The sequence below is a fragment of the Micromonospora sp. NPDC047753 genome (assembly GCF_040642735.1).
In the GTDB taxonomy this organism is placed as follows: Bacteria; Actinomycetota; Actinomycetes; order Mycobacteriales; family Micromonosporaceae; genus Micromonospora.
The window spans coordinates 1-14,853 of the sequence record NZ_JBEYSL010000125.1 but is presented as its reverse complement, the minus strand read 5'-3'; the positions used below and the strand labels follow the sequence as shown (position 1 = coordinate 14,853).

The window sequence follows — 14,853 nt, the reverse complement described above, 5'->3', positions numbered from 1 at the left end:
GCCGACCACCTCGGCCGGCAGACACTGCCCGAGCGCGACGGTTGGGCGGCCGACGGCCCCGGCACCACCGGCGGGCAGGGCCGGGTGAGTCACTGCCCAACCACCGAACACCGCCCAGCACAGGCCGATCGTCACCAGGACGGCGAAGGCCACGTTGGTGCGCGTCGGCAACCCGGGCTCGGTGGCCCAGAGCAGGCCGATCAGGGCGCTCGCGGTGAGACCGGTGAAGGCCAGGGTCAGGTAGCCGACCCGCCTGCGCAGCGACAACGGAGCGTCCAGTCGCGCCAGCACCTCTTCCGGAGTCATGCCTCGTACCCCTTCCGCACCAGCTCGTGACGTAACAACCTGCGGGCCCGGTTGAGCCGCGACTTGACAGTGCCGACGGGTACGCCGCAGATCAGCGCGCAGGCGTCCAACGGCTGGTCCTCCAGGTAGAACAGCAAGAGCACCTCCCGTTCCCGGGCGGGGAGCGCCGCCAGCGCCCCGGCCAGCGTCTCCCGGTCGACGACCTCCTGCGCCTCGTCGCCGCCGGGCAGGTCGTCGATCGGTTCGGGCTCCGGGCGGGCGTACGCGTCCCGCAGCCGGTTCATCACCGCCCGCCGGGCGATGATGAACAGCCACGGGGTGAACCGGTCCGGCTGCCGCAACGTCGGCAACCCCTTGAAGACCGCCAACCAGATTTCCTGCACCACATCGTCGTCGGACCCACCGAGCATCCGCCCGACGTACCGTTCGACCGCCGGATGCCAGCCCTGCACCAGCTCGGCGAACGCCTCCCGTTCACCCAACTGGCAACGGACCACCAGCAACTCATCGCTCATCGGCCCTCCTTCGCCTGTTCAGTCGGCGTGGAAGCCCGGCAGGTTCACGACCCGCCACAGCGAAAACCGGCCTCGGCGGGTGGGAGGGTCGCGACGGTAGACCCCCGCCCAGAATGCAGGAAAGCCACCCCGGGCATGGTCAACGAAGCCGCCGATTGCGAAACTGCTTCAATCTGCCTCAGCACAACCCGGACGGAGCAGGGAATGTCCAGCACCCCGCTGTCCCTGCCGCAGCCCTCCGCGCGGGCACCCGAGTTCGGCCACGACGCGCTCATCGTCTGCGAGAACCTGGTGCGGATCTACCAGACCGGTTCGATCGAGGTGCAGGCACTGCAGGGACTGGACCTGGCCGTGGAGAGCGGTGAGCTGGTGGCCGTCGTCGGTGCCTCCGGCTCGGGCAAGTCGACACTGCTGTCCATCCTGGCCGGCATCGACGCCCCCACCGCCGGGCGGGTCCGGGTCGACCGGTGGAATCTGCTGGCGATGTCCCGCGCGGACCGGGTGGACTACCGACGGCGCACCGTCGGGTTCGTACGGCAGCAGACGGCGAGCAACCTGATCCCCTACCTGACCGCACGGGAGATGGTGGACCTGCCGATGACGGCGGCCCGTACCCCGAAGCAGGAACGCCGGGAGCGCGCGGCCGAGCTGCTGGACAGCCTCGGTGTCGCCGACTGCGCCGATCGCCGCCCCGGGCAACTCTCCGGAGGGCAGCAGATGCGGGTCGCGATCGCGGTGGCGCTGGCCAACCAGCCGCGGGTCCTGCTCGCCGACGAGCCGACCGGCGAGCTGGACGCCGCCACGTCCGCCGAGGTCTTCGGTGTGCTGCGCGACGTCAACCGGCGTTACGGCGTCACCGTCGTCGTGGTCACCCACGACCCGGAGGTCAGCGGCCAGGTCGAACGGACCGTCGCGATCCGGGACGGACGCACCAGCAGCGAGGTGCTGCGCCGCACCACCACCGACGCGGAGGGCGACACGCACATGATCGCCGAGGAGTACGCCGTGATGGACCGGGCCGGGCGGGTCCAGGTGCCCCGCGAGTTCCGCCAGGCGCTGGCGCTGACCCGACGGGTCCGGCTGGCCCTGGAACCCGACCACATCACGATCCACCCCGACTCGGGAAGCGGCGAATGAGTAGCGAGCCGCTGCTGAGCGTCCGCGGCGTACACCGGCGCTTTCGCACCGGGCCGACCGTCGTGCACGCCCTGAACGGCGTGTCGCTCGACGTGGCCGCCGGTTCGATGGTGGCGCTGGTCGGCCGGTCCGGCTCGGGCAAGACCACCCTGCTCAACGTCATCGGTGGCCTGGACCGCCCGGACGCCGGCACCGTGCACGTCGACGGCACCGACGTGACAGCGCTCGACGAGGACGGCCTGTCCCGGCTGCGACGCGAGAAGGTGTCGTACGTCTTCCAGAGCTTCGGGTTGATCCCGGTGCTGTCGGCAGCGGAGAACGTCGCGGCCCCGCTGCGGATGGCCCGCGTCGCCCCACCCGAGCGCGAGCGGCGGGTCGAGTTGCTGCTGGAGCTGATCGGCCTGGCCGACCACGCCCGGCAGCGGCCGGCCGAGCTGTCCGGCGGCCAGCAGCAACGGGTGGCGATAGCCCGCGCGCTGGCCGCCTCACCCAAGCTCCTGCTCGCCGACGAGCCCACCGGGCAACTGGACGCCGAGACCGGCCTGTCGGTGATGGCGCTGCTGCGCGGGATAGTGGAATCCGAGGGCGTCACGGTACTGGTGTCGACCCACGACTCGGTGATGATGGCCCTGGCCGACCGGGTGATCCGCATCCACGACGGGCACCTCGACGAACAGGCGGCCGGGCAGCCGTACGTACCCGTGCCGGACGCCGGGTGACGCGACGATGAGGTTGGTCAGCCGGCGCGCCCGCGCGCAGTGGCCGTTGCTGGCAGCCCTCCTCGGGGTCGTCACGATCGGCGCGACCCTGCTGGGCACCTGCACCCTGCTCGTCACCCGCACCGCCGAGCGGGCGCTGGAGGTCGCCATGGCCCGCGCCGCCCCCGCCGACGTCGACGTGACCGTCTACACCGGCACCGTCGAGGGCCGCGACACGCAGTCCGTCGCCGCCGACACCCGTACCGTGGTGGCCTCCACGCTCGCACCGATCCCGGTGACGACGACCGCGCGGGCGTCGACGGTGCTGCGGGCGCTGCCGCCCACGCTCGCCACGGGCACCACCGTCCCGCCGCAGGCCTACCTGTCGGGGCTGGACGACCTGCCGACCCGAGCCGAGCTGGTCACCGGGCGCTGGCCACAGCACCCGGGCGACGCGGTGCTGCTGGAGTCCACCGCACAACTGCTCGGCCTCACCCCCGGTCGGCGGGTACGCCTCGGCGCCGAACTGGCCCACGCGCCCGTCCCGGCCATCGACGTGACAGTCGTCGGTGTGGTGCGCCCCCTCGCGGGACGCGGCTGGGACCGTGACCCGCTGGCCGCGGCCGGCTCCGCCATCGGCTACCGGGACGGCCGCTTCATGCAGCCGGTCAACGCCTACGGCCCGTTCCTCGTCGACCTCGCCGACCTGGTCACCACCGGCGCCACAGTCGACCGGATGGAGGTCACCGCCCATCCGGACCTGTCCCACAACAACCGCAGCAACCTGGAGACCGTGGCCGGGGCCGTCGACAACGCCGACCGCCGGCTGGCCGGCACCCTCGGCGAGCGCGTCCAGCTCGCACGGGTCGCCTCCGACCTGCCGCTGACCCTGCGGGCCGCCGACGACCAACGGCACGTCACCGCCGCCGTCGTGCTCGCCGTCGCCGTCCTCGGCGGTGTCCTGGCCGCGACAGCACTCGTCCTCGCGGGCCGGCTGACCGCGGGCATCCGCGCCGACGAGACCGCCCTGCGGGCCGCCCTGGGCGCCAGCCGTCGCCAGCTCGCCGCCACCGCGACACTCGAGGCCGGGCTCGTCGCCGCCGTCGCCGTCGCGCTCGCGATACCTGCCTCGTCGGCCCTGCACGCCGCTCTGACCCACCTGCCACCGCTGGACGACGCCGGCCTGACCGTCCGGCCAGCCGTCTCCGGCGTCCAGGTCCTCGCGGTCGTCGGTGGCGCGCTGGTGCTCGCCGCCGTACTCACCGTCCTGGCGATCCGACCCGTCCCGGCGGCCGGCGAGCGGCGTACCCGCCGCGAACTGCTGGCCCGATCCGGCGCCGACCTGCTGCTCGCGGTCTTCGCCGCCGTCGGGTGGTGGCAGCTGTACGCGCAGCCCACCACCGCCAGCCCACGCGCCGACGCGGTCCGGGTGCTCGCGCCGGCACTGCTGCTCACCGCAGGTGCCGCCCTGGCTCTCCGGGTGGTACTCCCCGCCCTGCGCGGTGCCGACCGGCTGGCGTACCGCGCCCGCGGGCTGGCGCTTCCGCTGGCGGTCTCCGAGGCTGCCCGCCGGCCACAAGCGGTCGCCGCCGGTCTGCTCGTCGGGCTGGCCTGCGCGGCCGGCACCTTCGGCCTCGCACTCGACAGCACGTGGCACCAGTCGCAACGCGACCAGGCCGCGCTCGCCGTCGGCACCGACCTGGCACTCACCCTCAGCACGGCGCCGGTGGCCGGAGACGGCGCCGTCGTCAGCGCGGCCACCACGGGGGCGGTGAGCCCGGCCCTCGACCGTGGCACCACGGTCGGTCAGTGGCTCGGCACCGCCGGCGACGCGCCGCGTCTGGTCGCCGTCGACACCACCCGCGCCGACGCGCTGCTGCGCGGGCGGCTCGACAGCGAGCGCGGATGGGCGGACGTCGGCACCGCGCTGGCACCACGCACCCGGGTCACCGGCCTCGCCGTCCCGGCCGGCGCCCCGCTCGTCCTGAGCGGAACCGCCTCCGGCGGCACCCCGCTCACCGTGACACCCCAACTGCTGCTGCAGGACGCCACCGGCCTGCGCACGTCCTGCACCGGTCCCGCCGTACCGCTCGACGGTCGGGAGGTACGGCTGCCCGACTGCGCGTCCGCCGACGGACTGCGGCTCGTCGCGGTCGCCCTGCCGATCGCCGCCGACCCGGTCGGCGGACGCGTCGCCGTCGCCGTCACGCTCACCGTGCCACCCGCCGGCTCGCAGGAGAGGTCCACCGACGGGTCGGACTGGACCGCCACGTCCGCGCCGCCGGTCCCGGGCAGGTTGGTCGACCCGACGGTCATGATGTCCGCCACGCCGACGGGAACCGCGCTGCGGATGGCCACGACAGTCGACCTCGCCGGCGCCGACGACGCCGCCCGGACCCTCGTCGCCACCGCCTTCCCGGACCCCGGCCCGGTGCCCGTCGCCGTCTCCGACCACTTCGCCAGCGAGGTCGGCGCCGATCGCGGCAGCAAACTCAGCGTCACGGTCGGCATCACGCCCGTCCCCGTCGTCGTCACCGAGGTCATCCCGACCGTACCGTCCGCCCCCGGCGCCGCCGCCGTACTGGCCGACCTGGACACGCTGTCCCGCGCACGCGTCGTCACCGGCGACCTGACGTTCCCGGTCGACGCCTGGTGGGTCGGCCGCCCGACCGAGCCCGGTGCCGCCGAGCGGGCCACCGCCCTGCACCTGGGCACCGTCGCGACCCGCGAGGCGGAGACCGCCCGTCTCACCGACGGCCCGCTCAGCGCCGGGCTGCCGGCAGCTCTCCGGCTCATCGTCCCGGCCGCCGCACTGCTCCTGCTCGCCGGCGTCGTCCTGCACGTCACCTGTGATCTGCAGGTCCGCGCCGTCGAGGTGGCGCGGCTGCGCGGCCTGGGGATGTCCCGGCGCGACATCCGAGCCGTGCTGCTCGGCCAGCACGCCGGCGTACTGCTGCCCCTGCTCGCGGCGGGCACGGCCGTCGGCGCGCTCGCCACCCGCGTCGTCGCTCCCCTGCTGGTGCGCTCCGACACCGGCGCCGCGCCCGTCCCGGTCGCCCAACCACACTGGCCGTGGCCGGCCGAGACCGCACTGCTCGCCGTCCTGCTGGCCGGATGCGTGCTGGCGGTCGCCGTCGTGGTCACCGTCCAGGCCCGCCGGGCCGATGCCGCGCACCTGCGGGTGGCACCGTGAACCGGTGGCTGACCCGCCGGTGGCCGACGCCGCACTGGCCCAGCGTCCGCGGCCGTGGCCGCACCGACGTCGGGCCGCTGCTGCTCACCGCCGCCGTCATCGCGACCGTCACGCTCCTCGCCGGGGCCGTACCGCCGCTGCTCCGCGCCGCCGCCGACAACGCCGTCCAGGACACGGTCCGCGACGCCGGCACCGACTCGAACGTCCTGGCACACGCCGACTGGGAACGCGACGACGGACCGACCGGTGGTCGGGTCCGGATGCCCAACCTCGCCGAGGAGGTCGACGCCTTCCTCGCCCGAACGACGTCCGCGCTCGGACCCGACCTGGACGCCGCGCTGCTTCCGCCCGTCACCGTCGTCAACGGCCCGATCCTCAAGATCACCGACGGCAACGCACCGCGTACCTTTCAGTTCACCTTCCTGGCCGGTGACCCCGGCGGCCCGGACGTCACCTGGATCGCCGGCAGCCCGCCCGGTCCCGCCGTCTCCGACCAGTACGTCGAGGTCCCCTACGACGGACCCCCCTGGCCGGTGCAGATCGGCCTCTCCGAGGCGGACGCCGCCGCACTCGACCTCGACCCCGGCGACCGGATCCCGGTCAAGGACGGCCAGGGTCGCGACAAGGACGTCCGAGTCAGCGGGATCTACCGACCCGCGGACAGCGCCGACCCGGCCTGGCGACTCGCCCCGGCACTGCTGCGCCCCGTACCCGGCGCGGACGGCGTCGGGACCACCCGGTTCAACGGCCTGCTGTCGCGCGAGTCGCTACCGGACGCCCGGCTCGCCGTCAACGAGGACCAACTGCGACGCACCGTCCACTTCGCACCCGTTCCCGACGCGCTCACCTCGGACTCCACCACCACGCTCGCCAGCCAGGTGGTCAAGCTCAAGGCGACCTCCGGCTCGTCGAGCGACCGCGACCAGTCCCTGAAGTGGGAATCGCAGCTCGACACCGTCCTGCGCGACGCCCGTACCCGCAACAACGCCGCTGCGGCACAGGCCGCCATCCTGCTCGCCGGGGTACTCACCGCCGCGGTGCTGGTCCTGCTGCTCGCCGCCGACCTGCTGGTCCGCCGCCGCACCCCGGTGCTGAGCATCGCCCGGCAGCGTGGGGCGGCGCTCCCCGACCTCGGCGCGGAACTGGTCATCGAGTCCGCAGTGGTGTCCCTGTCGGCCGCCGCCGTCGGGCTCGCACTCGCGCGCGCTGCCGCCCCGGGCGTCGCCTGGACCTGGGCCGTTCCCGTGGTCCTGGCCGGCGCCGTCGCCGGACCGGCGTTCGGCATCCTCGCCGCCGCCCGCGCCAGCCGTGACCGACGCCAACCCGCCAACCCCGCCGCTCGGCGCTGGATCCGGGCCACCGGCCAGCTGCGCCGCGCCGCCGTGGAGGCCGCTGTCCTGATCGCCGCGATCGCCGCCTTCGTCACACTGCACCAGCGTGGGCTCGTGCCCGCCGCCTCCCACGGCGACACCGGTGAACTGACCGGCGACCTCATCCTGCCGGTCAGCGCCCTCTCCCTGGGCGCGCTCGTCGGCGCGCTCGTCCTGCTCCGGCTACTGCCCCTCGGGGCGCGGTTCGCGCTCCGACAGGCCCTGCGCTCACGCCGCCCCCTGGCCGTGTTCAGTGCCGCCCAGGCGACCACAACGGCCGGACGCGCGCTGCCCCTGCTGGTGCTGGTCAGCACCACGGCGCTCGCGTCGTTCGCGCTCATCCTCGGCGCCACCGTCACCCGGGGCCTGACCGACGGCGCGTGGAGCACCGTCGGCGCCGACGCCCGCCTCGACGTCGGCGCGGACGCCCAGACCGCCACGCCCGCACTCGCCGAGCGCATCGCCGCCGCACCCGGGGTGGGGCAGGTCGTCGTCGCGCAGGTGACCGACTCGGCACGCGTCTTCGCCGAATCGACGCTGCTCACCCCACGCCTGGTCATCGTGGACGCCGCCGCGTTCCAGCACCTGCTGGCCACCACTCCGCTGCCCGACGCGCCCGCGCTGGCCCGGCTCACGGCTCCCGGTCCGGGCCCCGGTGAGGTCCCGGCGCTGGTCCGTTCGAAATCCGGCGAACTGCGCACCGGCTCGCGGCTGCAACTCCCCCGCGACGGCGCCCCGGCGATCCGTCTCGCCGCCGTCGGTACCGCTCCCTCCGTCGGCGGCGTCGACGACGTCGTCATCGTGGACGCCACGGCCCTCGCCCACGCCGGGCTGCCCGCCGTCGCGAACACCGTCTGGGTGACCGGTCCCGGCGCGGGGCGGGCCGTGACGAACACCGGAGTCGCCTCCGACGTCGTGCTGCGTACGGACGTCCTGCGGGCGCAGCGGGTGGCCCCGCTGACGGCAGGGCTGACACGGCTGGCGTGGACAGCTGCCGCGGTGCTGCTGGCGCTGGGGTTGCTCGGCCTCACGCTCGCCGCCGCCGCCGGTGCGTCGCAGCGGTGGCAGACCCTGACCCGGCTGCGGACCCTCGGCCTGCGGCCACGCGACGTCCGCTGGGTCGCCGCCGGAGAGTTGCTCCCGCCGGTCGTGGTCACCGCGGTGTGCGGCCCGCTACTCGGGGCCGTACTCGCCCGCCTGACGCTCGGCCCGCTCGACCTGCGGCTGCTCACCGGCCAGGCCGCCGACCCGGCGGCGGTCCTGCCGTGGTGGCTGCTGGGCCTGGTGAGCGTGGCGCTGCTGGCGGCGGCCGCCACCGTCGTACCCGTCGAGTCGGCGCTGCGGCGACGTGACCGGCTGAGCGAGGTACTCCGCGCCGGCGAATGACCGATGGTCACCCATGGAGAAAGAGGCCCGTCACCGGATATCCAGCAACGGGCCATCTGATCGCTCTATGTGGATGGTGGGCGATACTGGGTTTGAACCAGTGACCTCTTCCGTGTCAGGGAATTACCAGCGGCCTATTAGCTGTGCGCAGAGCCGGGCTGAGCTGCCGAAACAGTCCACCAGCCTCCGTGGACGTCCAGCACCGGCCGTTCCGATTGTCACCCAGTTGGTCACCCAGGCTCGGAGGCTGCATCGAGGCACACGGTTTAGGACTCCTCTGATCCCGCTGCCTGCTCGCGGCCTCAGCCTGTGGCTGGCGCTGATCGACGACGTCAGGGCGCCGTCATCTTTGACCGCCATTACCCCTCGGCGTCCGTCGCATCGGGCACGCAACGGGCACGGGTTGGTGAGGTAGCTAGCCGCGCTGCATTTGGCGTGGGACTACGGCCGCTGGCGGCTGCCCTCGTCCCGGCCGGTTGCTGTCACCGCTGCTGTCGAAGTCGCTCGGGCGCAGAGTCGAGATTTCTTAATGTTGACGACGAATTCGGGCCGGTCACATGCACAAGAAAAGTCGCAACTCCGACATTAGCCTTCCCTGCACCCCTGAGTTGTGGTAATTATCCACCTTCATGGCGTTCGCATTTCCGTAGACCAATCTTATATCACCGCCCGCGCCATTCAAGGTCGATGCTCGCCGATATATAGAGAGAGAGTTACCTCCAACGTGAACGGCTTTGACATCCAAACCGCAATCATTACGGCGGTAGGACTTCCGCTCTTCTACCTCGTACTGCGCAGAGCATCTAGGTTCCTTCAAGCGAACATCAAGCAGATACTCGATGCAGCTACTTGGGTGGCCGATAAGTTCATCGCCGAATCGATCGTAACGCAAATGAGCCTCAAAAGATATTGTCGTGCCGAATTGGCAAGGGATGCAACTAAGTTCCTTCAAGTACCCGGTGCCGCAGAGGCCGCCCTGCCTACGGACTCAACATTCGTTCCGCTTCGACTCGAAAGCGCATCTCGTCGGGCAACTTCCGAAAAGGGAGACATCTGGCAGGATGACGCAAATAGGATACAAATAATTGGGGATCCCGGATCCGGCAAAACCTCCTTCGTCAAGAAGACCTTCCGAGAGGCATGCTGGGGGGCCCTCCTCTCGAAACATGCCCCGTTGCCAATAGTCGTCGACCTAAAGAACTTCACGCCCCCCAAGCGCACTGCCTCAGATCGCGCCCTCGGCGACTGGGCTATCCGACTCCTGCGGGAGAAGGTCCAGTTGGTGGGCGGCTATCAGATGGGCAAGCTTTTTGATCTTTCGCTCGGCAATAGAGGGTTAATGGTCTTACTCGATGGATTGGATGAAGTTTCGACGGAGAGCTACCCGATCGTCGCGAAGGCAATCGATTCATTGAGTGATCGCTTGGCCAACGCAAGTCCGAACAACAAGCTCATCCTAACCATGCGGACGCAGTTCTACAGGCAAATACACTCCCGATTCTCGAACAGGTTCCCCACGATCTACCACGTCCAACCATTTACGCCGGCGGACATTTATAGCTTCTTGTCGCTGTGGCCGTACCCCCACACGGTCTCACGCAAAGCAACCATTAACAGGATCTTCGCAGAATTGACGGATAGACCAACATTGCGGGAGATGTGCAGTAACCCACTGGTTCTCGCCATGTATGTCGCAAGCGACCAGGGCGAGAACAGTGTAGGGACGCCTGATACACGTACAGGATTCTATTCGCGGGTAGTTGATGAGCTGCTGCTATTTCGCAGGAATCGACAGCTGGATGTTCCGATAAAGAGCACTATTCGCGAGCAAAGGGAAAAGCTCTTCGGTGTCCTCTCCTTCGAGAATCTGACCGATCCCTCGCAACCCGCTAATCTAATATCCTGGGATCGTGCCATCGAGGTAACAACCGAGATATATGGATGCAACTCGAAGCTAGACGCAGCCGCCCGACTCCGCGAGGTATGCAAGGAAACTGGCCTCATGTCTGAGGAAAGAGGCAGTGAGACATTACGGTTTATTCACCTGACCTTCTGCGAGTTCCTAGCGGCGAAGGAAGCGATCCACGGCCGTGAGCAGGGGTGGAGCGAGCTTATTTCTATGCACCGTGACTTTTCGTCGCAGGCGGCACAAAGCGCCACCAAGCTTGTTGAAGTCATTCCTTTTGCTGCGGGACTCATGCCGCGCGCAATGAGGGCGAGAATGCTCGATGACATTGCCATTTTAAGCGACTCGCGAGTCTTAGGGCGCGTATTCCTAGAGACCCAAGCTTACGACCATCACGCATGGTCCTCGTATGCAGCTTCTGAGGCAGAATTTTTAACAAAGACGCCTCAGGACCTCTGGAACGATGAATGGCTTCGAAGGCTCCACCTTTTTGCTGTCATTCTCGCCGATGAGGCAGAGTGGCGCGAAGCTTACAACCGTCCCGCTGCCGCCGTGACCCATGAGCAGTTGCTGAAGATGCTCATTCAAGGCGACAGGAGAAGGTTGGTAGCAGTTTTAGGATCTTATGCTTCGGTGGACCCGCAAGCTGCTTTCCGATTGGCGCGGTCACTAGAGGTAGACCTCGTCAAGGACCATCCTTCCATAGTGATCGAAAACTTAGCCAGCCGGCCATTCTGCTCCCTGGTAATCGAGGACATAAGTGCTCGCAAGATGCCAGAACTTCAGCAGGTTCTAATCTTGTGCGAGGCCGCTCTGGCCAATCCATTTGTTGCGTTCGCGCTTGCCGATGAGCCCCCTTCCGTCCTAAAGTTCGATACCCCGTCAGCGATTCCCCGGCGATTTCGATGGTTTGTCCCAGACACGTCTCGCGACCCTGCCCTAAACCTAAGACTGAATCTGTTAACCTATTCTGCGAGTATTATATCTAACGCTAACGCTACCGATCTCATTTCGGCAGATGAGTTCCCTGGATGTGCTCGTCTGGCGGAATTAAGGGCACCTTGCTCTTTCCCTTTTTCTAGGTTCTTGTGGCTAAGGCTTTGGATGGTCGTCACCTTTGCTTTCGTGTTCACGGTGGGTGTGACGGTTCCGTTGGTAGTCTTACATAGCGATACGCGGTTACTCACGTTTACTGCGGCCGTCGTTAGCGCCCTCTCTTTGTGGGCTGCATATAACCTCAGTGTCTACACGGAAACGCGTGCAGCCTATTTTTCGTGGCACCTCCACGGGATGCTGCAAGAGTTCGGGAGTGACCGAGTAATTTCTGGAACGCAGCAGGGTCACCCCGTCCTCGTGCCGGCAGCACTGCTTGCTAGGGCAGTGTCGACTCCACTATTGGTTGACACCAATGCCAGCCGCGGCATTTCCAGTCGTCGGAGACAGCGAGGCTAGGGCGAGCTAGTCATCCCGTCTGCCATCGACCCGCACCCCGTGGAGTGGGCCGCCGCCCGGCTCGCCACGTCAAGCGGACCTTGACGGCTCGTTCGGACGCTGGCGGGTCGGGCGGCGGTCTGCTCGGCTTGCCCGGGTCGATGGCAGGCGGGATGACCTACCGCAACCACCCACGGACCGCAAACCGCCGGCGGAGCCCCGGCCATCCTGGTGCCGGAGCGCCCCCGCCGGAGGCGCCCTAACCGCAACCCTGCAACCGCCGCCAGCTCGCCGACGCGGCCGGGTGCGCCCCCTACACCGCGCGGTGCTGGCCGCGCGGCCCGGTCGGCTGCCGGCCCATCACCTCACCGGTCAACGGTCTGTCGTGCTGCGGCGGCCCCTTGGGCTTTTCCGCTTTCGCGCCAGCCGCCGGGCGTGTTGCGTGGCCGGAGTCGGAGCGCCAGCGGAGCGACGGACGCGCGCCCAGGCGGCGGCGCGTGCGGCCCGTTCAGGGCCGCCTTGACATCCGACCCATCAGCTTGACCGGGAGCGGTGAGGTCACCGATGGCATGGTCGCCGGCTACCTTGCCAAGTACGCCACCAAGAGCACCGAGGTAACCGGGCACCGCTCCGTCAGGCTCGACGCCGACTCCATCGGCGACTACGCCGACCCCGACGGCGACCACACCTCCCGCCTCATCGACGCCTGCTGGCGACTCGGCCGACCCACCGGCACTCCCGTCCCGCTCTCGCAGCGGCCCCGGGATCACCGACCTCGGCCCGGCTTCGTGAAGCGCTGGGAGTGCCTAGACTGCGGCACCCATACCCGCTACGCCGTGTGCCCCGTCTGCGTCGCCAAGCGTCAAGCCTGGCTTGACGCCGAACCGGTGAAACCAGCCACGGGCAACCCCTACGCCCGGCTGCGCCGCTGGGCGCACATGCTCGGCTTCGGCGGCCACTTCCTCACCAAAGCCCGCCGCTACTCCGTCACCTTTCAACTCCTGCGCGACACCCGCGTCACCTACCGACGCAACGACGACCAGGACCAGGCCGTCACCGACCCCATCAGGGCCGTCGACCACCTCGACGACACCATGCTGATCGTCGGCACCCTCACTTTTGCCGGCGTCGGTTGGCACACCACCGGAGACGCCCTGCTCGCCAACACCGCCGCCGCCATGGCCCGTGCTCGACAAGCCGCCGGACGCGAAGAGCTTGCAAATGAACTCGCCGCTATCTCCGCCGCCAGCGCCACGCCAACGGCTGCTTGATCGAACCCGGTACCCGCCCCGCCAGGAAGGCTCCATCCCTCGATGACCAGCTCTGCCGCGCCGCACAGGAAGGCGCTTTACCGAATCCCCGAAGCCATGCAGCTCCTCAGTCTCAGCCGCTCGGTCATCTACGAGCTGATCCGCTCCGGCCGACTACGCACTGTCAAAGAAGGCCGGACCCGGCTGATCCCCGAGTCCGCCATCACCGAGTACGTCTCCCTACTCGAACGGGAGAGCACGAGAGGAGCCGCCGCATGACCAAACGCCGCAGCCGGGGAGACGGCGGCCTGCATTGGGACGAGCAGCGGCAACGCTGGATCGCCTCAGTCACCGTTGGCTATACCCCGTCCGGCAAACGCATCGTCCGCAAAGGAAGCGGTAAGACCAAGGCCGCAGCTCACGCGGCTCTTCGCGAGAAGATCCGCGAATACGAGGACGGCCTTTCCCTCGCCCAGACGGGCTACACCGTCGCTCAGGCGGTTGAAGACTGGCTCACCTACGGCCTCAATGGCCGCGTCGCCAGCACCGTCGACAAGAATCGACACCTGTGTAAGCACATCATCACGGGCCTCGGTGCCCGCAAGCTGCGCGACCTCAGCGCCACCGACGTCGATCGCTGGCTGATCCAGCTTGCCAAGACACTCAGCACGAGCACCGTGCAGCGGATCTACGAGTGCCTCAACCGCACGGTCATCCGTGCCATGGCACGGGACAAGGTCAAGCGCAACGTCGTCGCCTTGTGCACTGTACCTACCGGCAAGGTCGGCCGTCCCTCCAAGTCGCTCACCCTGGATGCTGCGAAGGCTCTCCTCAACGCGGCCGAAGACACCAGGCTTTATGCCTACGTGGTGCTGTCGCTCCTTACCGGTGCACGCACCGAAGAGCTTCGCGCACTGACTTGGACACACGTCGACCTTGATGGCCGGCCTGATGACGATGATCCCGTGCCGCCATCGATCCAGGTCTGGCATTCGGTGCGAGAAGGTGGCGATACGAAGACCCGCAAGTCTGGGCGCACCCTAGCGTTACCGCTACGTGGGGTCGTTGCCCTTCGCGGCCAACGCAGCCTTCAAGATCGGGACCGCGAGAAGGCTGGCGAGGATTGGCAAGATGCCGGCCTGGTCTTCGCGTCATCGGTCGGCACCGAACTCGATGCGGCGAACGTCCGCCGCGCCTTTCGGCGGATCACGAAGAGCGCCGGCCTCAATCCGGCCGACTGGACGCCCCGGGAGCTGCGGCACAGCTTTGTGTCGCTCTTGTCTGATGGCGGGGTCTCGCTTAGCGACATCGCCGACCTGTGCGGCCACTCCGGCACTTCGGTCACCGAGAAGGTCTACCGTCACCAACTCCGGCCCATACTGCTGACGGGGGCAGCCGCGATGGATCGGATTTTCGGTGAGGACACCCGCACTGGGGCTTAGTCACCCAGTTAGTCATCCAGCAATGACAAGAGGCCACATCCATCGATGGGATGTGGCCTCTGAGCTGGTGGGCGATACTGGGTTTGAACCAGTGACCTCTTCCGTGTCAGGGAAGCGCGCTCCCACTGCGCCAATCGCCCGTGGCGGCCCCAGGGGGCACATCGCGAGCGGACGACGGGATTCGAACCCGCGACCCTCACCTTGGCAAGGTGATGCGCT

9 protein-coding genes, 1 tRNA gene and 1 pseudogene are annotated in these 14,853 nt (G+C 68.9%); 8 read left to right on the top strand and 3 right to left on the bottom strand.

Annotation, left to right across the window (positions count from 1 at the left end):
- Both ABZ749_RS13460 and ABZ749_RS13455 read right to left on the bottom strand, forming a co-directional pair.
- On the bottom strand, window positions 1-306 hold a 306-nt coding region (locus tag ABZ749_RS13460; protein WP_357227186.1), incomplete at its 3' end, for a hypothetical protein.
- The gene (locus tag ABZ749_RS13455; RefSeq protein ID WP_357202238.1) at window positions 303-821 is read right to left on the bottom strand and encodes an RNA polymerase sigma factor; all 519 of its coding nucleotides are present in this window, start codon (window positions 819-821) and stop codon (window positions 303-305) included. The genes ABZ749_RS13455 and ABZ749_RS13460, both read right to left, overlap by 4 nt.
- A 204-nt stretch (window positions 822-1,025) precedes the next feature.
- On the opposite strand from ABZ749_RS13455, the gene ABZ749_RS13450 reads away from it, so the two are divergent.
- The 8 genes and pseudogenes from ABZ749_RS13450 to ABZ749_RS13415 all read left to right on the top strand — a co-directional run bounded on the left by ABZ749_RS13450 (window position 1,026) and on the right by ABZ749_RS13415 (window position 14,634).
- Complete coding sequence (locus ABZ749_RS13450) at window positions 1,026-1,958, top strand: ABC transporter ATP-binding protein (RefSeq protein WP_357227184.1); 933 nt, start codon at window positions 1,026-1,028, stop codon at window positions 1,956-1,958.
- Window positions 1,955-2,677 (top strand): ABC transporter ATP-binding protein, encoded by a 723-nt coding sequence (locus ABZ749_RS13445; protein WP_357227182.1) that lies wholly within the window; start codon window positions 1,955-1,957, stop codon window positions 2,675-2,677. The genes ABZ749_RS13450 and ABZ749_RS13445 overlap by 4 nt, the downstream gene beginning before the upstream one ends.
- Before the next feature lie 7 nt (window positions 2,678-2,684).
- Window positions 2,685-5,849, top strand: coding sequence for an ABC transporter permease (locus ABZ749_RS13440; RefSeq protein WP_357227179.1), 3,165 nt, complete (start codon window positions 2,685-2,687; stop codon window positions 5,847-5,849).
- Window positions 5,846-8,605, top strand: coding sequence for an FtsX-like permease family protein (locus ABZ749_RS13435; RefSeq protein ID WP_357227176.1), 2,760 nt, complete (start codon window positions 5,846-5,848; stop codon window positions 8,603-8,605). The genes ABZ749_RS13440 and ABZ749_RS13435 overlap by 4 nt, the downstream gene beginning before the upstream one ends.
- A gap of 724 nt (window positions 8,606-9,329) precedes the next feature.
- On the top strand, window positions 9,330-11,963 hold the full coding sequence (locus ABZ749_RS13430; RefSeq protein WP_357227173.1) for an NACHT domain-containing protein: 2,634 nt from the start codon (window positions 9,330-9,332) through the stop codon (window positions 11,961-11,963).
- Window positions 11,964-12,457: 494 nt separating this feature from the next.
- Window positions 12,458-13,213, top strand: a pseudogene (locus tag ABZ749_RS13425) (replication initiator); the annotation flags it as partial.
- A gap of 42 nt (window positions 13,214-13,255) precedes the next feature.
- Entirely contained in the window at window positions 13,256-13,471 is a 216-nt protein-coding gene (locus ABZ749_RS13420) for a helix-turn-helix domain-containing protein (protein WP_357227170.1), read from the top strand.
- Window positions 13,468-14,634 (top strand): site-specific integrase, encoded by a 1,167-nt coding sequence (locus ABZ749_RS13415; protein ID WP_357227168.1) that lies wholly within the window; start codon window positions 13,468-13,470, stop codon window positions 14,632-14,634. The genes ABZ749_RS13420 and ABZ749_RS13415 overlap by 4 nt, the downstream gene beginning before the upstream one ends.
- Window positions 14,635-14,699: 65 nt before the next feature.
- Here ABZ749_RS13415 and ABZ749_RS13410 read toward each other — a convergent pair.
- A tRNA-Val gene (locus ABZ749_RS13410) sits at window positions 14,700-14,774 on the bottom strand.
- Window positions 14,775-14,853: the final 79 nt, after the last annotated feature.

Excerpts from the sequence above, each read along its gene's own strand:
- ABZ749_RS13450 (WP_357227184.1), top strand. The coding sequence starts at position 1,026 with ATGTCCAGCACCCCGCTGTCCCTGCCGCAGCCCTCCGCGCGGGCACCC.
- ABZ749_RS13415 (WP_357227168.1), top strand. The coding sequence starts at position 13,468 with ATGACCAAACGCCGCAGCCGGGGAGACGGCGGCCTGCATTGGGACGAG.
- ABZ749_RS13445 (WP_357227182.1), top strand. The coding sequence starts at position 1,955 with ATGAGTAGCGAGCCGCTGCTGAGCGTCCGCGGCGTACACCGGCGCTTT.
- ABZ749_RS13455 (WP_357202238.1), bottom strand. The coding sequence starts at position 821 with ATGAGCGATGAGTTGCTGGTGGTCCGTTGCCAGTTGGGTGAACGGGAG.
- ABZ749_RS13420 (WP_357227170.1), top strand. The coding sequence starts at position 13,256 with ATGACCAGCTCTGCCGCGCCGCACAGGAAGGCGCTTTACCGAATCCCC.
- ABZ749_RS13440 (WP_357227179.1), top strand. The coding sequence starts at position 2,685 with ATGAGGTTGGTCAGCCGGCGCGCCCGCGCGCAGTGGCCGTTGCTGGCA.